This window comes from Acinetobacter sp. YQ_14, assembly GCF_043102985.1.
In the GTDB taxonomy this organism is placed as follows: Bacteria; Pseudomonadota; Gammaproteobacteria; order Pseudomonadales; family Moraxellaceae; genus Acinetobacter; species Acinetobacter venetianus.
Genome location: NZ_JBICJJ010000015.1, coordinates 143,021 through 159,216, shown reverse-complemented (window position 1 = coordinate 159,216; position 16,196 = coordinate 143,021). Strand labels below are relative to the sequence as shown.

Here is a 16,196-nt window from a genome sequence, read left to right as displayed (position 1 = left end):
GCAGTACGTGCAGGTGAAGGCTTACTCATCACCACTCATAGCCAAGAACAAGCTGAAGGTGAACATCTTGATGCACAACCTGCTAAGCAACAGCTGGAAGGCAACCAGAGCAATGCCAAAGCCTTGAGTGAAGTGGCGAAGAACCAACAGACGGATGAGATTGAATCGTTAGAACAGCTAAAAGACTTTGCTGATCAGATTCAAGAAAAAATCGCCCAATTTAAAAAATCATTATTGTTGTTGAACTCGCCAGCAGGTATTGGTCTAAGCACCAATGAAGATATTCATCTTTCTGCGGATGGACAGATCAACAAGTTTGCAGGCGACAGTATCAATTTAAGTACACAGAAAAATCTGATTACGCATGCACAAAACCGAATCAGCTTGTTTGCCGCGCAGAGTGGGATTAAGCAGGTCGCTGCTAAAGGCAAGTTTGAAGTTCAGGCACAGTCAGATGGAATGGATTTGCTTGCTAAGCAAGGGATTCAGATTATTTCGACCGAAGACCGCATTGAGATCACTAGTCCGAAAGAGATTGTGATTACAGCGGGTGGTTCTCAGATCAAGTTGGATGGTTCAGGTATTTTCCCGACCACAGGTGGAAAGTTTGAGGTGAAGGCCGGGCAGCATTTGTTTAAAACAGGTCAGGCATTAGGTGTAAATATTAAAGGGTTACCAGCCTTAGAGTTATTTAATGAACAGTTTGCATTAACACTTCCTTCGGGGGAGCCTTTTAAAGAAATGGATTATAAAGTTAGTTCTGGTGATGAAACTTTTATGGCACAGACCAATAAGAAAGGATTGACTAAGCGTATCCATTCACCACAAGAAAAAGAGCTTAAGCTGGAGTTGAATTGGATGAATTTACAAGTTGACCCTGACATTAATGGAGATCAGGAGTAAAAATGATTGGAAGTTTAGAGTGGCAAAGCAATACCAATACGACTGAGAATAGTTGTAAAGAAGTACAGTGTGACTGTTCTACTTTTTGGGAGATTTATCAACAGCAAGCCATTATGCGTTTGTCAAACTTACAGGATCAAAAGACCAATACTTATAAGTTAGAACCGGGCTATGAAGCCCGAGCACGTCGTATAGCCTCTGTATATGCAAAAATATATTTAGAGCAAGAGATTTCGGGAAATAAACAGTTAAAAGGGCGCTACTATTGGATGGGTCTAGGGGCTTTTGCATCTAAAACAGTCGCTGCAGTTTTTAAACATGGATTAACAAGAAATGGATATAAGTGGATACCTTTAGGTTTTGTACGTGATCCAGTACATTCATTTGCTAAAGGTAACTTATGGCTATTTATGGATATAGCCCCATGGCATTACGGATGGAGTGCTTCATCCTTCTCATTTAATCAATGTAAAGTTCAGAGAAATGTTTCTAATTATAGGCATATTAAAAAGGAGGTTATGAATTTACCTTGGTCAAATTGTCTCCCTGTTATTAGCAACTTACAGTGCACAAATGAGATAATGATTGGATTTGCTAAATTACCGGCTATTGAGCAAGTTTTCAAACAAAGTCTTGCAGAACAAAAAAAATTTAAAACCTCTGCAAAAGATCTTTTTTTACATCTTTTGACTATTGCTGTGCAAGAACAGTCAAATATTTTACAGGAAGTTGTATGGAAAGATTGGAAAGTACAAGGTCAAGCTATTATTCAACGTACGACAGGAACACCAGAAAGTACATTAGTTTTATCTAGTGACTATGACTCGGATGTGGTTAGGAAAAATAAACTGGGACAATATAAGGGGCGACTTGCAAATGAATTATCTCAATTACCTGAAAGTGCGTATAGTGAGCCAATCGAAGGAACAAAAGTTGAGAACTATGATAGTCGCATGAAATGGATTCAAAAGGCGGCTGAAAAATATCATCGTCTTATGCAGAATGAAAAAGGTCGTAAATTCTTAGAAAAAGAGCTAATGATCATCGCAGGTTGGGGGAATAGTAAAGCTGAGTTTAAAGTAGGGAGTGATAGTAATGATGGAAAAATTTAAATTATTATTTTTCTTTCTAATTTTTACTTTATTTGTATCCGCTTGTCAGCCTACCACTAATTTAAATGAGAATTCAGAAATGAATAGACCACAAGAGTATATTTTGCATTTTGGCGCACAGGGTGTTCAGGATTTTTCAAAATATAGTAAAGAAGACGTAGATCATCAGCCTGCAGGAATGAGCTTCCATTCATTAGATTTTTCACCACCGAATTTAGCTAAGATAAAAATTGAAAATGGAACGAACAGTTTAATATTGGATAACGTGTTTTCAGTGTTGGGTAGTCAACTTTCTTCAAAATCGAAAGACGGAATTCAAATTTTGGATATTAATGCAGGGTTGACTAAAGAGGAATTTGTTCCCCCTGAACAAGCGTATGCTGCTTATGTTGATTTGATGAAACGTATTAATCAAGCAGGATGGAAAAATTACTTTTATCGTTTTTCTCCTCGAATCTCAAAGGAGGATAACTTAAAATATGTAATGGGAAACGGAGAGGTAATAGATCCTGCTTATATTTTCACTTTTGATGAGTGGAAAAAAGTAATAAGTCATGTTCCTGCAAAATCAATTGGCTATAGAGTCTATGCTAATGACATACTTTTAGATATTACATTACAACAAACATCTATAAGTGAATCGAATCAAGAACAATATATGTTGCGCTATAGTTTTCAAACAATTCGATACGATGAGCTTAATAGTATTTCAGATTCAGATGAAATGACAGCTAACGAGCTTGAACAAGCATTTCAAAGTTCTCTTATCGAAGATAAGCAATCACGAACTAAAGCAGAAGAAGAAGCGAAACAGAAGGGATATAAAATAGATGAAAACTATCAAGATCCTCAAGTTTGGAATTATGTGAAATAATAGATATAGTTAATTTAAAGTGTGCTAGCTCAAACTCAACCTGACAGGAACACTAAAAAATGGGTACCCGTCGGATCAGGTTTGAGCTAGTGCATATAAATCATTTTGGATTGCTTTTTATTAGGAACGACTATTCCATAACTCTTTCGCCATTTCCATCGCTTCATCATAACTATTCACAGCACCCATGGTATACAACGCGATTCCCATGGTTTCGATGACCGCTAATTCGCCATATTCATGAGACTGTTCGCCAATCCAAACTGCTTTAAATACAGCAAGGTCTAATTCTTCTTCAATCGGGCTACGGTCTGGTGTTAATTTTGGCAATTCATGTTCATATAATTCGCCGCTTTTAATTCCACAAATTAAAGTCTTTGCATCTGGATTACGTTCAAACTCTCCACCTTCACCTTTAATGACAGCACTTTTTTGATAGCCTAAACGAAAAGCCGTTTGCTGATGTGAAGTACGATAAGCAGGGTGGAAAATTGCTTGTAAAGTCGCTTTAGCATCAAAAGGATTAATCAATCGAGCAAGCGTATGAATTGGAGAACGAAGCCCCATCACATTACGTAGTGAAATCAATTCACTGAGAATTGGTGAAATGACTTCAAGTGGTAAAAATGCAAAATTGTGTTGAGCAAGCTGATTTTGTACATCATGTTCACTTTGGCAAATCGTATAGCCCAAGTACTCTAAAACTTGTTCAGTATAAACGCGGTTGATAGTGTGACCTGATGCACCGTGCATCACAATTTTGTAACCATGATGAGAGAGAGTCAGTGCGGCTAATAAGAACCACGGATAATGTTTACGCTTACCCGCATAAGAGGACCAATCAAGGTCAACTTCGAGAGGTTTAAATGAGAGTTGATCACGAGTAGCTTGAACAAAACCTGCAAGTTCATCTACAGATTCTTCTTTTACGCGAAGTAGCATAAGAAAAGCGCCGAGTTGAACATCAAGTACTTCATTTTTAAGGATCATGCTAAAAGCTTGATAAGCTTCTTCGTAGCTAAGTGAACGAGAGCCAGTTTTACCTTTACCTAAAATACGAACATATTGCGCAAAAGGATGTTCTTCGGTTTTGTAAATATTTCGTTTCGTGTTCATGATCGTATTTAAAGCGATGGCTAAGAATTAAAACCAATATGACATAAAAGTGACGTATTTAGCGTAAAAAATGAAAGAAGCTGTTTAATCAGTAAACAATTGTCGTTATGAAAAGCGTATTGCAAACAAAATTATTGACCGAATGAGTCTAGTGATTTGATGCAAACGGGACATGACATCTCGAAAAAAAGTTATTAGCATGACGGCGAACTTATTTTTAAAACAAAGAAAGCGAAAGGAAATAATGATGTTAGCTTACGATGCAGATTTGGAACTCTTCCGTGATAATTTTAAACGCTTTATGAGCGAAAATATTGCTCCCCATTACGACCAGTGGGAACGCGAGGGCATTATGCCGCGTTCAGTTTGGACATTGTTAGGTGAAAATGGATTCCTGTGTGTAGATGTACCAGAAGAATATGGCGGCTACGGTGTTCCTACCCATTATTCATTGATGTTAGTTGAAGAGTCTGCACGTGCAGGCTATTGCGCATTATCAACAGCTATTTCATGTCATTCTGAAATTGCTGCGCCATATATTCAACACATTGCTACAGAAGAACAGAAAAAGCATTGGTTGCCAAAAATGGTTTCAGGTGAAGTCGTTGGTGCAATTGGGATGACGGAACCAGGTGCTGGGTCTGACTTACAAGCAATGCGTACTAGTGCAATTTTGCAAGATGATCATTATATTCTTAATGGCTCAAAAACTTTTATTTCAAATGGTCAACATGCTGATTTAGTTGTTCTTGCAGTGAAAACAGACCCGCAAGCGCGTGCTAAAGGTGTGTCTTTGATGCTCGTAGACACACATCTTGAAGGCTTTAAAAAGGGAACGAACTTAGACAAGATCGGTTTGCATTCACAAGATACATCTGAATTATTCTTTGATAACGTCAAAGTACCCAAAGATCAATTGCTTGGGAATGCTGGATCTGGTTTTGCTTATTTAATGCAAGAATTACCGCGTGAGCGTACTGCAATTGCTTCTACAGCACTTGGTGCAATTCGTGGTGCAATTGATTTAGCGACGGCTTATGTCAAAGAACGCCAAGCGTTTGGTCAAGCAATTGCGCAATTCCAAAATACGCGGTTTGTTTTAGCTCAAGCAAAAATTGATGAATTGGCAACTGCTGCATTTTATAACCAAAATGTAGAGCTCTACATTGAAGGTAAATTAGATGTGGAAACAGCGGCTGCATTAAAGAGCTTTAGTACTGATATGCAAATGAAAGTAGCAGATAATTTACTACAGTTATTTGGTGGTTATGGTTATATGACCGAATATCCAATTTCACGTTTCTTCATTGATGCACGTATCCAGCGTATTTACGGTGGAACAAATGAAATCATGAAAGAGATCGTAGCTCGTGGATTGATTGGTAAAGCCTAGTTAACTTAGATCAGCCTGTTCAAAACAGCAGGCTGGTTTTGATTATTTTGATGAAAGAATAACGATAGGATAATTCTGCTGCTTAGGTTGTTTTTGCAGTGCTTGATTTATTTTAATTAGAAAAGCATCAGCCTTGTCTTGATTTGGCCAATGATCATTGTATTGACTTCTCTTTTGAATATTTACACCACAACCCGTGATTTCCATGTTCTTGGGATTAAAAGACCAATCGTTTGGATCTTTTAAAAGAACATCTAAGCGATCATCGCAACTTTTCCATAACTGAGCAAATTCATTGTTTATCGCTGGGGCAGCGTCTACGACACGGTAAGCAGTAAAGCCTTTAAACTCGGAATTGAAGAACTGTAAAAAAAGTTGTGACTGGCGTTCCTCCCCAGATCATTGCTGTATTTGGTGCAAGTTCTATTTCAGTCAAATTTCTCTCATCTAATGCTTTGTATTGTTGATCTATTTGTTTTGAATCTATCAGTTTATAGGTGAGTTTACTTTGTGAGGGAACGATTAAATGTCGAACGTGGGTTGTTGTGGTTGTATAAAAATAAGGGGAAGCATCCCGGCCACAGCCGTTTGGGTTATAGCAGCCAATACAGCCTGTTAAACCTAAACTACTTAGTACAATCATTGGAAATGAGATTATTATTTTCATTTTTACTATTTGGTCTTTTAAAATTTGATTATAACCAATTCAGCAAGAATGAAAATTTGGATTTAAATGTTTTGTTAAAAGCATTTAAACACTCAATGTTTTTATCATTTTTAGTGTGTAATTGGCCGTTGGATCAATTGGTCATTCTGTTGCATAGGTAATGAAGTAACTTGAGTTATCGCTACAATTACAACCCGCATTAGGCAACCACTACATGCAGTTAAATTGATACTCACTAAACTTAGTCAACTAAGGCCGAAAATTTTACTCATTGTTTTCTTGTATCGGTTCATCAAACAAATTCGCACAACTTTCTAGCTGACAACCAGCAAGCATGATTGCTTTTGGTAAGCTTGCGTACATGTTTGTTAAATGTTGTTCAGCAGGGTGTTTGAAGTCCCAGTATAAAAACTGTTGGGTACGTTGGTTTTTGAAGTTTTGATAAAAGTGATTCTGCTTTTGTTGAGATTGAAGATCAGGAGTTGCATTTTTGCGATGTTCATGTGTTCCAACAGTAGTCATTAACATCAGTGATTTAGTTTTATCTCTTTTATTCAACCAATCATTTTGCTTTTCTAAAAGCATATAGTCATCAAACCATAGCGAAGGGCTTGCAGCGATGTATCGTTGAAAGCTTTGTGGCTGAGTAAATATCGCATGAAGTATAAATAACCCACCAAATGAGTGTCCAAATAGGCTTTGTTGTTTTGTATTTACGTTGATTCGTGACTCGATTTCAGGTTTGAGCTCTTTTTCAATAAATTGAAAAAATTGATCTGCTCCTCCGTATTTGTATTTGGCTTCAGATTGAAATTTTGCAGAAGCTTTCGGGGTATAGTCTAAAGCGCGTTTTTGAACATCAAATGTACTTTGATTAGGATAACCAATCGCGATTACAGCTACAGGACTTAAACCTAATTTATTAGCACCAGCACCAACGGATTTTGCTATGTTAGTGGCACTATCAAATGCAGCATTTCCGTCCAGTAGATAGAGTACTGGAAAGCCATCTTTTGGCGTGTCTGTTGTAGGAACAGCAACTTGGATTAGATATTCATGTGCAGTGTATTTAGAGTTTAATATAAAGCTTAGTTTATTTTCAGTCTTTGTGAATGAATGATTTATTTTTTCATTCACCGAAGTTGCTTGGGCAGATGTAGAATGAATGCTTGTAATGATAGCGAAAGCCAAAATACTAAAAAGTTTGAACATGATTGAGTTCGCAACAATAAAATCTAAAAGAATTTAATATATAATGAAAATCATTATCAATAAAGAATGTTTATAAAAAAGAGTTAAAACTCATCGTGTTTAATGCGTGAAAGTATTGCTATACTAAGCCGAATAAACAATTCAACGATGAATTGTAATCCATTCTTATAGATGATTTTGCTGAGGCTGCATTCAATGGTAAACGATGGACAAAACACATCGACTTCACTTAATTTAGAACAAATTCGCGACGATATTGATAGTGTTGATCAACAAATCCAAGAATTACTTAACCGTCGTGCTTCTTTAGCTGAAGCTGTAGCGAAGGCAAAGTTTGCAGCTGAAGATAATCCATTGTTTTATCGTCCTGAGCGTGAGGCGCAAGTCCTTCGTAAAGTGATGGAGCGCAATCAGGGGCCACTTTCTGATGCGACAATGGCTCGCTTATTCCGTGAGATTATGTCTGCTTGTTTAGCACTTGAAGCACCGCAAAGTATTGCTTTCTTAGGGCCTGAAGGGACTTATACACATTCAGCTGTATTAAAACATTTCGGTAAAGATGCAGTTGTGCGCCCATTACCAACGATTGATGAAGTGTTCCGTGAAGTTGAAGCTGGTGGTGCGCATTATGGTGTTGTTCCAGTTGAGAATTCATCAGAAGGTATCGTAAACCACACTTTAGATTGCTTTAAATCATCTACTTTAAATGTGATTGGTGAAGTAGAACTTCGCATTCATCATCAATTTCTCGTATCTGAAAATACTCGTAAAGACAGCATCAAACAGATTTATGCACATCAACAAACCCTTGCTCAATGTCGCAAATGGTTAGATGCGCATTATCCAGGTGTAGAGCGTGTAGCGCTTAATTCAAATGCGGAAGCTGCTCGCCGTATTCGTAATGAGTGGCATTCTGCCGCTATTGCATCAGATATTGCTGCAAGTATGTATAACTTAGAGATATTACATAGCAATATTGAAGATAACCCTGAAAATACGACTCGTTTCCTTGTGATTGGTCGCGAGAAAATTCCACAAAGTGGTAATGATAAAACGTCTTTACTGATCTCTGCACATGATCGTGCGGGTGCTTTATTGGAAATCCTTGCGCCATTTGCCAAACATAAAATTAGTTTGACTAGTATTGAAACTCGTCCAGCGCTTCCTGAGAAATGGGCTTATGTTTTCTTCATTGATTTGGAAGGGCATATTGATCAAGAAAATGTAGCTGCAGCATTAGATGAAATTCGACCTAATGTAAAAGAATTGCGAGTATTGGGTTCATATCCTATCGCTGTTTTATAGTTCAATTTATTTTAAATCCGTTCCAGTCTCCCTTTTTAAAGGGAGATACTTTCCGATCTTTTTTAAAGAGAGGTTAGAGAGATTTTCAGATAGGCAAAAATGTTTTATGTCTCAACCATTATTTAAGAAAGTTGCATTTATTGGGCTTGGGCTGATAGGGTCGAGTCTTGCTCGTGTGATTGTGGCAGAACAGCTTGCTGGTCAAATTGTTGCGTCAACACGCTCAAAAAAAACATTAGAAGATGCCAAAACACTAGGGCTTATTCAATACGGTTATGCAACACCTGAAGAAGCTGTTCAAGATGCAGATTTAATTGTTTTAGCCTTACCTGTCAGAGCGACGCAAAAAGTACTTGAACAGATCAAACCTTACCTAACTGAAAATGTCATTATCACAGATGTTGGTAGCACTAAAGGTAATGTGGTTGAAGCTGCTAAAGCGGTCTTTGGTGAAAATTTACCTATAGGTTTTGTACCAGGACATCCAATTGCAGGTGCCGAACATACAGGTGTGCATGCGGGTAAAGTTGATTTATTTGCCAATCATAAAGTGATTTTGACGCCACTACCGACTAGTGCAGATTGGGCTGTTGAGAAGTTGATTCAACTATGGTCTGCTGCAAAAGCAGAAGTTATATGCATGGATGTGAAGAAGCATGATGAAGTGCTTGCACATACAAGCCACTTACCACATTTGATGGCATTTAATTTGGTTGAGCAGCTTGCAAACCGTGAAGATAATTTAGACATTTTTCGCTATGCTGCAGGTGGTTTTCGTGATTTCTCACGTATCGCAGCAAGCGATCCTCAGATGTGGCATGACATTTTCTTTGCCAATAAAACTGCAATCTTGAATGCTGTAGAGGGTTTTGAACAGCAGTTATCAGTTTTGAAGAAACTGATTGAACAAGAAGATTCACAAGCATTGATGGGTTTGCTTGGCCATGCGCAAGCTGCACGCCAACACTTTAATCATATGTTAGCCAAAAAACCTTTGATGGAGAAAAACAAGGTGACACAGCAATTTACCATTTTGCCCGGAAAGAAAACATTTACAGGTAAATTCACCGTACCAGGTGATAAGTCTGTGTCACATCGCTCTATCATGTTTGGTGCGATTGCAGAAGGCACAACTCATGTAACAGGTTTCTTGGAAGGCGAAGATGCTTTAGCAACTCTCCAAGCTTTTCGTGATATGGGAGTGAGTATCGAAGGTCCAAAGAATGGTGAAGTGACGATTCATGGCGTTGGAATGCAAGGTCTAAAAGCACCTGCTGGTGCTTTATACATGGGTAATTCAGGCACAAGTATGCGCTTGTTGTCTGGAATGCTTTCTGCTCAAAAATTTGATTCTGTCATGACAGGTGATGCGTCGCTGTCTAAGCGTCCAATGGAGCGTATTGCAAAACCATTGCGTTTGATGGGAGCGCAAATTCAAACCACAGGTGAGAAAGGTACACCACCAGTTAGCATTACGGGTAGCCAAGTTTTAAAGGGTATTGATTACGACTTACCAATGGCTTCTGCTCAAGTTAAATCAGGTATTTTACTAGCAGGTTTATGGGCTGAAGGTGAAACTTCGGTAACAGAACCAGAGCCAACGCGTGATCACACAGAACGTATGTTGCGTGCTTTTGGTTATGATGTGAAAACCGAAGGCAATAAAATCTCACTTGAGGGTGGTGGTAAGTTAGTCGGTACTGATATTCAAGTTCCTTCTGATATCTCATCGGCTGCATTCTTCATGGTGGGTGCCGCAATCACAGAAGGTGCTGATGTTGTTCTTGAAGCTGTTGGAATCAATCCAACACGTACTGGTGTGATCGAAATTCTTAAGCAGATGGGTGCTGATTTGACGGTAGAAAATGAGCGTATCGCAGGCGGCGAACCTATCGCAGATATTCATATCAAAGGTTCTCGTACACTCAAGGGTATTCACATGCCTGAAGATCAAGTACCTTTAGCAATTGATGAGTTCCCAGCATTATTCATTGCTGCAGCATGTGCGGAAGGTCAAACAGTATTAACTGGAGCTGCTGAATTACGTGTCAAAGAATCTGATCGTATCCAAGTGATGGCAGATGGCTTGAAAATCATGGGCATTGATTGTACGCCAACAGAAGACGGTATCATTATCGAAGGTAAAGGCAAGTCAGGAGACTGGTCAGCAATCTTTAATGGTGGTGAGATTGAATCACACCATGACCATCGCATAGCAATGAGTTTTAGTATTGCTGGTTTAAGAACCGCTGGTGCGATTACAATTCATGGTACAGAGACGGTTGCGACTAGTTTCCCAACTTTTACTGAACTAGCAAATGCTGCTGGTTTGGATTTACAAGTTGTGAACCAATAATTTTTAGGATAGCAGCATTTAATTCAATAAATGCTGCTATCTCAAGCTGATTTATAACAATAAAGTTTCAAATCTCTCATCTCTATTGAAAAATAATTAAGTTTTGTTTTGTACATATCTAATCGGGTCGAAATTCCTAAAATTTGAACAAGAAGTAAGACAATCGGCTAATCAATTAAAGACAATTGTATATATAATAATTCATACCGCTGCAGTAGGCTTTACTCTGCGATCCAGAGTTAAAAACATAAAAATAGAGGGAATACCATGAGAACGTTGCAATTCATAGCAGATTGCCCAAAACATGGATTGATCGATCATCCACCGAATGAATGTTACATTACTCAAGAGTATGTAGCAGCGTTATTGTATAAGCAATTAGAACAATATGGTTTTGATGCTCAACACATTAGACATGAACATCAAAAGATTGAAGTTCGTATAGATAACCATCATTTGCCACTCTCTATTTTATGTTCTCAGCAAGATACGGAAGGACATATCTTGTGTCAAATTTCAGCCAATCCGCAGCAAGAACAAGCATGGTTTGAACGTATTGAGACACAAAGCATCATTCGTCAATTAGCTCAAGCTGTTGAAAATAGTTTAAAAGCTGAACATAGTTTTTCTGATTTTGTTTGGAAATCTTAACTATACATTTTCAGTTCTATATATCTAAAGTGGATAACAAATCTGTTGATCCACTTTTTTTATTAATATTAATTAGAAATATTTTTTTTTGTAGTGACATTATTTAATAAAAATCAACAAATGAAAAAATAATAGTGTTTGAATTTTGAACTACTTTTCTATTAATTTAAAAATGATTTTTAACAAAGAATTACTCAATCTCCTCCTTTAATTCATAATATTTTCCAGAGAATTAATATGACCACTATATCTAGTAATTATCTTAAAGGCTTTAGTGTATTGTTCGTTTCTTTACTTGCGGCATGTAATAGCGATGATCAAAATACAACTAAAAATGCTTCTAACCAAAAACTAGTCGATGGAACAATTTTATCCCTACAGAATTTAAGTCAAAATTTAGTATGGCAAGAAAATCAATGTGATAGTGTTTATTCTAAAGTGATAAATGATGCGAACATTGCTGAAAAATCGGCTTTGGAGTTAAGAGCAAAGCTTAATGATACAAATAATTTAAGTATGTTCTTGGATCAGCAGATTATTCCAAAATTGACTCAGCTCACTGATGAGTCAACTACATTAAGAGCTAGATGTAATGCTCCAGATTATGACGGAACAGGGGTGAGTATTGAAAGGCCTGCGATGTTAAGAGAGATGTTAAGCGAATGGCAAGGGACTATAAATTTATTGATTCGTCAAATAAATAACACTCCTAATATGAATCCTAAAATTAAATTAGCAGCTTTAACACATACAAACATTAATGAAGCAACACCAGAAAAAACAAAGTTTAAAGACTGTTCGGATAGTTTTTGTCCAGAAATGACGGTTATTCCTTCTGGTAGTTTTTTGATGGGTGGAAATCTGCAAGAGCAAGAACAACAAAATGTTCCCGCTCAGTCGCGACCGTATGAATTACCCCAACACATGGTGAGAATCGAAAAGCCATTTGCTATGTCTACATATGAAACAACCATTGCAGAGTTTCAAGCATTTCAAAAGGAAACTGGCTGGCAGGGACAAGGCTGTCGTAATTGGGAAGCACGTGATGGGGTTTTTAATATGTGGTATCGAGATGATTTAAACCCAACTAACTCAGGTATGAACCAAACGCCGCAAGATCCTGTTGTATGTGTACGCCGTGAAGATGGGAGAGTATTTGCAGAGTGGTTATCCAAAAAAACAGGGCAAACCTACCGTTTACCTACAGAGGTCGAATGGGAATATGCTGCTCGTGCAGGAACTTCGACTGCATTTTACTGGGGTGATGATTTGAATCGAGATCAAGCTTGTAAATATGCAAATGTGTTAGATCCAACCACAGTTTCTGCATTGCCACAAACAAGCTCGTGGAACTTATTTAATTGTACTGATGGCTATGCTTATACCTCACCTGTTGGGAAGTTTATACCAAACAACTTTGGTTTATACGATATGACAGCAAATGCACGGGAGTGGGTAGATGATTGTTGGCACTCAAATTATGAGAATGCACCTGTAACTAATCGTATTTGGGGAGAGGAGAATAACGGACAATGTAATTTCCCTGTGTTACGTGGAGGTGCATGGATATACAACACTTATAATGCTCGAACAGCCTATCGAAATGCTTATGTAACTTCTCAAGCACGTTCGATCATGTGGGGATTCCGCTTAGTTCGTGAAATTTAGCTATCACTTTTAGTTTACTAAGGAATGATTGATCATTTTCATTAAAAATCGACGTAAGTTTTAAGCTAAGAAATAAACTAAATTTACGTTGATTGAATATTTACTTTTTAATGATTTAAGTATATTTAAATCCATCATATACATTATTTTTGTGAGTATAACTGTATGATACAGTTTGATTTTTCTAAACTATCTCCCCAAGTGGTTTGGCGACATTTTGAGAATTTGTGTGAGATTCCACGACCATCAAAACACGAACAACAGTTAAGACAACATCTAAAAGATTGGGCGGAACAGCGCAACCTAGAAACCTATGTTGATGACATTGGCAATTTAATTATTCGAAAAGCTGCTACAGCGGGTAGAGAGCAAGTTGCAGGTGTGATTTTGCAGGGACACTTAGATATGGTGACTCAGGCAAATCGTGGTACTCAACATGATTTCTTTAAAGATCCCATTCAACCTGTATTAAAAGATGGCTGGCTTATTGCTGAAAACACGACATTGGGCGCAGATAATGGTATCGGAGTAGCACTTGCACTTGCTGTATTAGAATCAAATGATGTTGCGCATGGTCCGATTGAAGTCCTACTCACTATTGATGAAGAAGCAGGAATGAGCGGTGCTCGTTTGCTTGAGTCGGGTGTTTTAACAGGGCAATGGCTATTTAATATTGATACCGAAGAATGGGGTGAGCTCTATCTTGGCTGTGCAGGCAGTATTGATCTAGAAGTAGGACAGTCACTTCAATATGAACCAGCACCTGAAAATTTGATTTTTGTTGATCTGTTGGTATCTGGACTAAAAGGTGGTCACTCAGGTGTTGATATTCATCTGGGGCGTGGTAATGCCAATGTAATTTTAGCTAATTTCCTGAATGACTATTTAGCGCAATCCAATGGACGATTGGTTGAGTTTATCGGTGGAACCGCACGCAATGCTATCCCACGTGAAGCTGTAGCAACAATTGCAATTAAATCGGGACAATTACTTGAGCTAGAAAAAGCAGTTGCTGTGATACAAGCTGAATGGCAAAAAAAGTTACAAGGCATTGATGATCAGTTGCAAATCACCGTGCAGCAGAATGCTAATCAGATAAATGAAGTTATTATCTTACAACAGCAACAAGCTTGGTTGCAGGCATTGGCAACGTGTCCATATGGTATTTCACAGTGGAGTCGTGCTTTACCTGATGTGGTTGAAACCTCGAATAATATTGGTGTGGTCAAACTGACTAAAGATGAGGCGAAGACTTTAATTATGGTTCGTTCGATGGTGAACCAAGAAGCACTAACATTCGCCCAGAATATCCAACTGCACTTTGCCAATTTTGAAATTCAGTCTGAGTTAACGCCGTTGGTGTCGGGTTGGACACCAAATCCAGATTCAGCTGCATTGAAATGTCTGCAACAAGCTTATCAATCTGCATTTGAAATTGAGCCGAATTTAAAAGTCATACATGCAGGTTTGGAGTGTGGAATTATTGCTGAACACTATCCAGATTTACAGATGGTATCTTTTGGCCCTGATATTCAAGGTGCACACGCACCAGGTGAAAGAGTTAAAGTAGATACGGTGGAGAAGTGCTGGAAATTATTGGTCACGGCTTTGGAATCTGTAAGATAAATTTCATAGAAAAGAAGCTCATTCATGAGCTTCTTAAACTTTGACAATGACCTGAAACAGATTTTTGTCTAGTTCAATAAATTCAATTGCACAATCAATAAATTTTTCAATCATCACGACTTGTGTGCGGGTATGTTCGCTAATACATTGTGCGGTAAATTCACCACCTTGCCCCAATGCCAAAGGTAATAGTAACTGATCCGCTAAATATTCATCGACAGCAGCATTAGATTCCATATATTGCTTCACCTGTTCAGCCAAATGATTGGCTATTTGTTCTGCACTTTTGCGCATTTCACCTAAAGCTGTGAATAGCTGAACGTGATGTTGATGTTCAACTTTGACATACGCTGTATTGCCTTGACTGATGCCATTTAAATGGAATTGCTGCTGAGTATCTAATTTCAATCTTTTATTTAACGTTGCAAGTTCCCGTTGTGCAATTTGTGCTTCTTCGGAAAGGTTGAGTGCTGCTGCAAAAGCCTCAGTACTTTGCAAAGCACCACGATCTAATAAATTTAGTTTGTTTCGATGTTGCCAAGGCTGAATCTTGATTTGAATTTCACCAGCACCAATCGGGAAGAAACCTGCTTTATTTAATTTAAACTCGACTCCTATTCCAAGTTTTTCTAATGCTGGTAAAAAGCAATGCTCGATAAAATCTGCCGTTGGCGCAAGCGGATTGTGAGTGCCGCCAGAAATAGCTAATTCACTTGCTTCATGTTGCAATAACAACGCAGGTAAAAGAGTTTGCAAAACCAGTGTTGTACTTCCAGCTGAACCAATCTGGAATTGGTATTTTCCATTTTGTACATGCTGTGGCGCAAAATATAAACGCTGGCTATGGAGTTCAGCACCTTCTACATAAGCTTGGCTGATGTGTTGAGATGCCTGTACACAGACTAAATGCTGACGCATTAAGCCTGGCTTTTTACGCCCAGCGCGAATGTTGATTAATTCAAATGCTTGACCTGTAATCATCGAAAGGGCCAGGGCAGTTCTTAAGATCTGCCCGCCACCTTCACCTTGTGAACCATCAATTTGGATGGTTGCTGGCATATTTGCCAAAGCCTTATTCACGTCTATTTTCCTTATTTTCTAATTTAATGAACATACTGTCAGTACATGGTAATGCGAAGTAACGCGTGACTTTGCTTTTGGCAAAGGTTTGCTAGGTACATGGTGCTGAGCCTAATCAGTGAAGATTGATGCACGGCTCACATGCTGCCATAGCCGCCTGAATTATTTTCAATCCCTCAGATCGGAGTAAAGCAGGATCTTGTACTCGCCCAGTATGTCCAAACTGTGCTTGT

General features: G+C 38.2%; 12 protein-coding genes and 1 pseudogene. 9 read left to right on the top strand and 4 right to left on the bottom strand.

The window, feature by feature from the left end; translation table 11 throughout:
* From ACF8D3_RS08435 to ACF8D3_RS08425, 3 genes are all read left to right on the top strand, one after another.
* The coding region (locus ACF8D3_RS08435) for a DUF2345 domain-containing protein (protein WP_392471075.1) at positions 1-903 on the top strand (903 nt) is incomplete at its 5' end.
* A gap of 2 nt (positions 904-905) precedes the next feature.
* On the top strand, positions 906-2,015 hold the full coding sequence (locus ACF8D3_RS08430) for a DUF2515 family protein (protein WP_392471074.1): 1,110 nt from the start codon (positions 906-908) through the stop codon (positions 2,013-2,015).
* Positions 1,999-2,889: a hypothetical protein gene (locus tag ACF8D3_RS08425; protein WP_392471073.1), complete on the top strand. Its 891-nt coding sequence runs from the start codon at positions 1,999-2,001 to the stop codon at positions 2,887-2,889. The genes ACF8D3_RS08430 and ACF8D3_RS08425 overlap by 17 nt, the downstream gene beginning before the upstream one ends.
* A gap of 120 nt (positions 2,890-3,009) precedes the next feature.
* Here the strand turns inward: ACF8D3_RS08425 and ACF8D3_RS08420 are convergent, their stop codons facing one another.
* Positions 3,010-4,005, bottom strand: a complete 996-nt coding sequence (locus ACF8D3_RS08420) for a glycosyl transferase family protein (RefSeq protein ID WP_392471072.1) — start codon at positions 4,003-4,005, stop codon at positions 3,010-3,012.
* Between the two features lie 247 nt (positions 4,006-4,252).
* Here ACF8D3_RS08420 and ACF8D3_RS08415 point away from each other — a divergent pair, with 247 nt between their 5' ends.
* The gene (locus tag ACF8D3_RS08415) at positions 4,253-5,398 is read left to right on the top strand and encodes an acyl-CoA dehydrogenase family protein (RefSeq protein ID WP_392471071.1); all 1,146 of its coding nucleotides are present in this window, start codon (positions 4,253-4,255) and stop codon (positions 5,396-5,398) included.
* Positions 5,399-5,440: 42 nt separating this feature from the next.
* Here ACF8D3_RS08415 and ACF8D3_RS08410 read toward each other — a convergent pair.
* Positions 5,441-6,041: pseudogene (locus tag ACF8D3_RS08410) on the bottom strand (hypothetical protein).
* 288 nt (positions 6,042-6,329) lie between these two features.
* The gene (locus tag ACF8D3_RS08405) at positions 6,330-7,277 is read right to left on the bottom strand and encodes an alpha/beta hydrolase (protein ID WP_392471070.1); all 948 of its coding nucleotides are present in this window, start codon (positions 7,275-7,277) and stop codon (positions 6,330-6,332) included.
* Between the two features lie 195 nt (positions 7,278-7,472).
* Here ACF8D3_RS08405 and pheA point away from each other — a divergent pair, with 195 nt between their 5' ends.
* The 5 genes from pheA to ACF8D3_RS08380 all read left to right on the top strand — a co-directional run bounded on the left by pheA (position 7,473) and on the right by ACF8D3_RS08380 (position 14,883).
* Positions 7,473-8,582, top strand: coding sequence for a prephenate dehydratase (gene pheA, locus ACF8D3_RS08400; RefSeq protein WP_392471069.1), 1,110 nt, complete (start codon positions 7,473-7,475; stop codon positions 8,580-8,582).
* 106 nt (positions 8,583-8,688) lie between these two features.
* The gene (locus tag ACF8D3_RS08395) at positions 8,689-10,938 is read left to right on the top strand and encodes a bifunctional prephenate dehydrogenase/3-phosphoshikimate 1-carboxyvinyltransferase (protein WP_392471067.1); all 2,250 of its coding nucleotides are present in this window, start codon (positions 8,689-8,691) and stop codon (positions 10,936-10,938) included.
* A 267-nt stretch (positions 10,939-11,205) separates the two neighbouring features.
* Positions 11,206-11,589 (top strand): hypothetical protein, encoded by a 384-nt coding sequence (locus ACF8D3_RS08390; RefSeq protein WP_099948572.1) that lies wholly within the window; start codon positions 11,206-11,208, stop codon positions 11,587-11,589.
* Positions 11,590-11,826: 237 nt separating this feature from the next.
* Positions 11,827-13,257 (top strand): formylglycine-generating enzyme family protein, encoded by a 1,431-nt coding sequence (locus ACF8D3_RS08385; RefSeq protein WP_392471066.1) that lies wholly within the window; start codon positions 11,827-11,829, stop codon positions 13,255-13,257.
* 165 nt (positions 13,258-13,422) lie between these two features.
* Positions 13,423-14,883: an aminoacyl-histidine dipeptidase gene (locus ACF8D3_RS08380; RefSeq protein ID WP_392471064.1), complete on the top strand. Its 1,461-nt coding sequence runs from the start codon at positions 13,423-13,425 to the stop codon at positions 14,881-14,883.
* Between the two features lie 33 nt (positions 14,884-14,916).
* Here the strand turns inward: ACF8D3_RS08380 and rtcA are convergent, their stop codons facing one another.
* Complete coding sequence (gene rtcA, locus ACF8D3_RS08375) at positions 14,917-15,963, bottom strand: RNA 3'-terminal phosphate cyclase (RefSeq protein WP_392471063.1); 1,047 nt, start codon at positions 15,961-15,963, stop codon at positions 14,917-14,919.
* Positions 15,964-16,196 lie beyond the last annotated feature (233 nt).

Excerpts from the sequence above, each read along its gene's own strand:
- ACF8D3_RS08430 (WP_392471074.1), top strand. The coding sequence starts at position 906 with ATGATTGGAAGTTTAGAGTGGCAAAGCAATACCAATACGACTGAGAAT.
- ACF8D3_RS08425 (WP_392471073.1), top strand. The coding sequence starts at position 1,999 with ATGATGGAAAAATTTAAATTATTATTTTTCTTTCTAATTTTTACTTTA.
- ACF8D3_RS08420 (WP_392471072.1), bottom strand. The coding sequence starts at position 4,005 with ATGAACACGAAACGAAATATTTACAAAACCGAAGAACATCCTTTTGCG.
- ACF8D3_RS08415 (WP_392471071.1), top strand. The coding sequence starts at position 4,253 with ATGTTAGCTTACGATGCAGATTTGGAACTCTTCCGTGATAATTTTAAA.
- ACF8D3_RS08405 (WP_392471070.1), bottom strand. The coding sequence starts at position 7,277 with ATGTTCAAACTTTTTAGTATTTTGGCTTTCGCTATCATTACAAGCATT.
- pheA (WP_392471069.1), top strand. The coding sequence starts at position 7,473 with ATGGTAAACGATGGACAAAACACATCGACTTCACTTAATTTAGAACAA.
- ACF8D3_RS08395 (WP_392471067.1), top strand. The coding sequence starts at position 8,689 with ATGTCTCAACCATTATTTAAGAAAGTTGCATTTATTGGGCTTGGGCTG.
- ACF8D3_RS08390 (WP_099948572.1), top strand. The coding sequence starts at position 11,206 with ATGAGAACGTTGCAATTCATAGCAGATTGCCCAAAACATGGATTGATC.
- ACF8D3_RS08385 (WP_392471066.1), top strand. The coding sequence starts at position 11,827 with ATGACCACTATATCTAGTAATTATCTTAAAGGCTTTAGTGTATTGTTC.
- ACF8D3_RS08380 (WP_392471064.1), top strand. The coding sequence starts at position 13,423 with ATGATACAGTTTGATTTTTCTAAACTATCTCCCCAAGTGGTTTGGCGA.